At 39.6% G+C, this 3,377-nt stretch carries 8 protein-coding genes; all 8 read left to right on the forward strand.

Translation table 11 applies throughout. The features are described from left to right. Window positions 1-192 precede the first annotated feature (192 nt). The 8 genes from IM456_RS05160 (at window position 193) to IM456_RS05195 (ending at window position 3,029) form a co-directional block, all read left to right on the forward strand. On the forward strand, window positions 193-426 hold the full coding sequence (locus tag IM456_RS05160; protein WP_002745620.1) for a hypothetical protein: 234 nt from the start codon (window positions 193-195) through the stop codon (window positions 424-426). A 370-nt stretch (window positions 427-796) separates the two neighbouring features. After that, window positions 797-1,069, forward strand: coding sequence for a BrnT family toxin (locus tag IM456_RS05165; protein WP_287693283.1), 273 nt, complete (start codon window positions 797-799; stop codon window positions 1,067-1,069). Further along, the gene (locus IM456_RS05170; RefSeq protein ID WP_287693282.1) at window positions 1,056-1,307 is read left to right on the forward strand and encodes a hypothetical protein; all 252 of its coding nucleotides are present in this window, start codon (window positions 1,056-1,058) and stop codon (window positions 1,305-1,307) included. The genes IM456_RS05165 and IM456_RS05170 overlap by 14 nt, the downstream gene beginning before the upstream one ends. 230 nt (window positions 1,308-1,537) lie before the next feature. Continuing rightward, entirely contained in the window at window positions 1,538-1,753 is a 216-nt protein-coding gene (locus IM456_RS05175; protein ID WP_149988464.1) for a hypothetical protein, read from the forward strand. 1 nt (window position 1,754) lies between these two features. Beyond that, window positions 1,755-2,072: a DUF4258 domain-containing protein gene (locus IM456_RS05180; protein WP_287693281.1), complete on the forward strand. Its 318-nt coding sequence runs from the start codon at window positions 1,755-1,757 to the stop codon at window positions 2,070-2,072. Beyond that, entirely contained in the window at window positions 2,062-2,289 is a 228-nt protein-coding gene (locus tag IM456_RS05185; protein WP_024970786.1) for a YgiT-type zinc finger protein, read from the forward strand. Before IM456_RS05180 ends, IM456_RS05185 begins: the two co-directional genes overlap by 11 nt. Before the next feature lie 135 nt (window positions 2,290-2,424). Further along, the gene (locus tag IM456_RS05190) at window positions 2,425-2,709 is read left to right on the forward strand and encodes a hypothetical protein (RefSeq protein ID WP_149988462.1); all 285 of its coding nucleotides are present in this window, start codon (window positions 2,425-2,427) and stop codon (window positions 2,707-2,709) included. Next, entirely contained in the window at window positions 2,706-3,029 is a 324-nt protein-coding gene (locus IM456_RS05195) for a hypothetical protein (protein WP_287693280.1), read from the forward strand. The genes IM456_RS05190 and IM456_RS05195 overlap by 4 nt, the downstream gene beginning before the upstream one ends. Window positions 3,030-3,377: the final 348 nt, after the last annotated feature.

A 3,377-nucleotide genomic window follows, 5' to 3' on the forward strand; every position in this document is an offset into this window, starting at 1 on the left:
GTGTCAGTCTGTAGAGCGACCATAAGACCAGAACAGAGTAAATCTGTTAAGGCAGGTGCGGAACCCCGCAAGGGAAAGAAGCAGAAACCTAAATCGTGAGGTTTGGGAATCACCGTCCGTTTACGGCGGTGAGGATGTCAAGGTATTGGTCGGCGAAAAATGAAAGTTAAACGAGTTTTGGACTAAATATTTATGCAAACACCAGCATCTAACATTGAATTTGCTATCTGTATTACCGCTGAAGAAGGCGGAGATTTAGAGGTTTGTAAACTTTATCAAGTGTTACCTGATGCTAAAGCGCAAGAGGTGGGATGTTTGCGAGTGATTGATGAATCTGGCGAAGATTATTTGTATCCAGAAAATCATTTTGTCATAATAAAACTTCCTGAAACGGTACAAGTCCAGTTATTAGCAGTCCGCCCTTAAATAGCGAGTAAATTACCTGGGCGTTGCTGATAATAAACGACTTAGGCTGCAATACTGACCTTAGAAGTGATCGCCCTCTATAAATATAGCGTGATAGCTTTTTGTGTCAAAATGATAGAAGTGTGAATAAATGAAGCAAAATTGGCTCTCCCGTACTTGTGATGATAAGTAGGTAGGCGTTAAAAGTTGTCAGACACCCCCCTTATCAAGGGGGGACTAAGGGGGGATCGGCACCCCCCTTATCAAGGGGGGACTAAGGGGGGATCGGCACCCCCCTTATCAAGGGGGGCAGGGGGGATCGAACCTAAAATCCATTTTTAATTTAATTATAACCAGCTACTTAACAAAAAATTGCTGATACAATATTTTCATGCAGTTTGAGTGGAATAAAAACAAGGCAGTAAAGAATTTATCCAAGCACGGAGTTTCCTTTGCGGAAGCAAAAACTGTTTTTGATGATCCTCTCTATGTTGACTTCTATGATCCAGAGCATTCTGAGAGCGAGGAACGATATCTGATTGTTGGCGAGTCAGATCGAGGGCGATTGTTAATTGTATCCTATACTGAAAGAGGAGATGTAATTCGACTCATCAGTGCAAGGGAAGTGACGCAAACCGAACGAGAAGCTTATGAAGAGGGATGAGCCAGAAATGGAAGATGATTTACGGACAGAGTATGACTTGAAGCACCTCCGAGTTAGAAAGTTAGGCTCTGGAAGAAAAAGCTTTGGTGGAGTCACTGTGCGCTTGGAGCCTGATGTCGCAGAAATGTTTCCCACTGCTGATGCGGTTAACGAAGCCTTAAGATTGTTGATCAGAGTAATGCGAGATAACAAAACTCTTGCTTCTACAGTACAGGCTAACATGAATACTGAGTCCTGACGAAATGCGGGGCGGGATTGAGTATTTATAAGAAAGCGAAGCGAATGGCGAATAAAGCTATAGTCTCGAATTAGATGCGATCACGCTATATTTGTAGAGGGCGATCGCTTTTTGTGTTATAATCCTAGTACAGTCTGGCAAATTCCTTTTCTGTAGGGGCGTATGGCATACACCCTCCCTTAGATAACCTTTTCTTATCACCACAAATACGGGAGAGCCGAAAAATTACTATGAAAATTCAAACAGATTTGACGATTCCTGAGATTGAGGAAATTAGAAAAGAGGGAGTTAAAGCTCTCGTAAAAAGATTGGGAATTGCTAAAGCGGCCTTCTTTCTAAGAGAAACAGCATCCCAATCTCTAAATTATTTAGAGATTAAAGATCGGTTATTTGGTGAAATGACAGCAACGGATATTTACGATCAAATTAAAGGCGGCTATCACTGAAATGATTGAGGAAATTCGTCAAAAAGTTAGACAAAACCAATTGGAATTTTCTCAACACGCTGTCAATCAAAGTATCCTGCGTCAGATCAGTGTTCAAGAATTACGGGAGGCGATGGAACAAAGCGAAATTATTGAAGATTATCCGGCTGATAAGTATGGTGCAAGCTGTTTACTTTTGGGATTTACTCTAATTAATAGAGCCTTACACATTCATTGTAGCTATACCTCTCGCCCTTTGCTCAAAATTATTACCCTATATGAACCCGACCCAAATTTATGGATTGATTTTAAATCAAGGATAACACCAGATGTCAACTAATTCTAGACAAGAAACCTTAATTGAACAAGAAGTTACCTATACCCTTGAAATCAATGGCAATTTTTTTATTATAGAAAATGTCCCCGCTAGAGTCTGTGTAGAAACGGGAGAGCGTTTTTTTGCACCAGAAACTGTCGAACGCTTGCAGGAAATTATCTGGGAAAATAAGCGACCAAAACGGGTAATTGAAACACCAGTATTTGACTTTGCTAGTTAGTGTTTAATAGAAACCTGGCAAATCGAGCAACAATTGAAGTCTTAAATTAGGGGCGATTGCGCTATATTTGTAGAGTGTGATCGCTTTTTTGTTTATAATAGTTAAAGACACGATAAATTGATTCAAGTCAAGCCCATGCCACTAACTCTTAATTTAACATCGGAAATCGAACAATATCTCAGCCAAAAAGCGACGGAGAAAGGTCTTTCTCTAGAAGATTATGTCCTCAAGCTACTTAAAGATACTATTTTAGAACAAGAAAAACAGACCAAACTGGTTAATTTACTTCAATCTTGGATTGATGAAGAAGATGAACAAGAACAACAAGAAACCGGTGAATATTTAATCGAAGCACTCGATCAAGATCGTTTATCTGAGCGTCCTTTATTTCCGGCTGAATTAAAGGGAGTAACTTGGTGAATAGAGTAGTTTTATTAGATACGGGAATTATCGGTTTAATTACTAATCCTAAGCGATCGCCTGAAAGTCTAGCTTGTAATTGTTGGCTACAAACCCTAATTAAAGCAGGTATTAGGGTTATTCTTCCAGAAATTGCTGATTATGAGGTGCGTCGAGAGTTGTTACGCGCTAACAAGATTAAAGGAATTAAGCGACTGGATGAGTTAGCATGGGTTACGCTACCGCTAACCCATCCTACAAATAATCGTGCGTCCGTACTTATGACAAAATATCGATCGGGAGAAACTTTAACTCTTTTTTTGACTATCTCTGGTAATTAAATAATCATTGTTAAGTAGCTGGTTATAATTAAATTAAAAATGGATTTTAGGTTCGATTCCCCCTCAGTCCTAGGGTTGATTCATAGTAGGGTTGATTCATGAATCAACCCTACCCTTAGTCCCCCCTTGATAAGGGTGGTGTCTGATAATTTTGGCTCTTCGTTACTTGTTATGGTTCGATAGGGTGGCATAAACAGACTAAATCCTTATCTGGCAAGAGATTTAATTGATTAGTTCGCTCTAGATCAAAAAAATTGACAAAAATCGCTAAATGCCTTTCTATATAAGGGGTCCATCCCTTATAACCCCGTCCATTGCATAAGACAAACCGAAGAGCCATAATTTTTA

This window comes from Microcystis sp. M079S1 (assembly GCF_020246425.1).
In the GTDB taxonomy this organism is placed as follows: domain Bacteria; phylum Cyanobacteriota; class Cyanobacteriia; order Cyanobacteriales; family Microcystaceae; genus Microcystis; species Microcystis aeruginosa.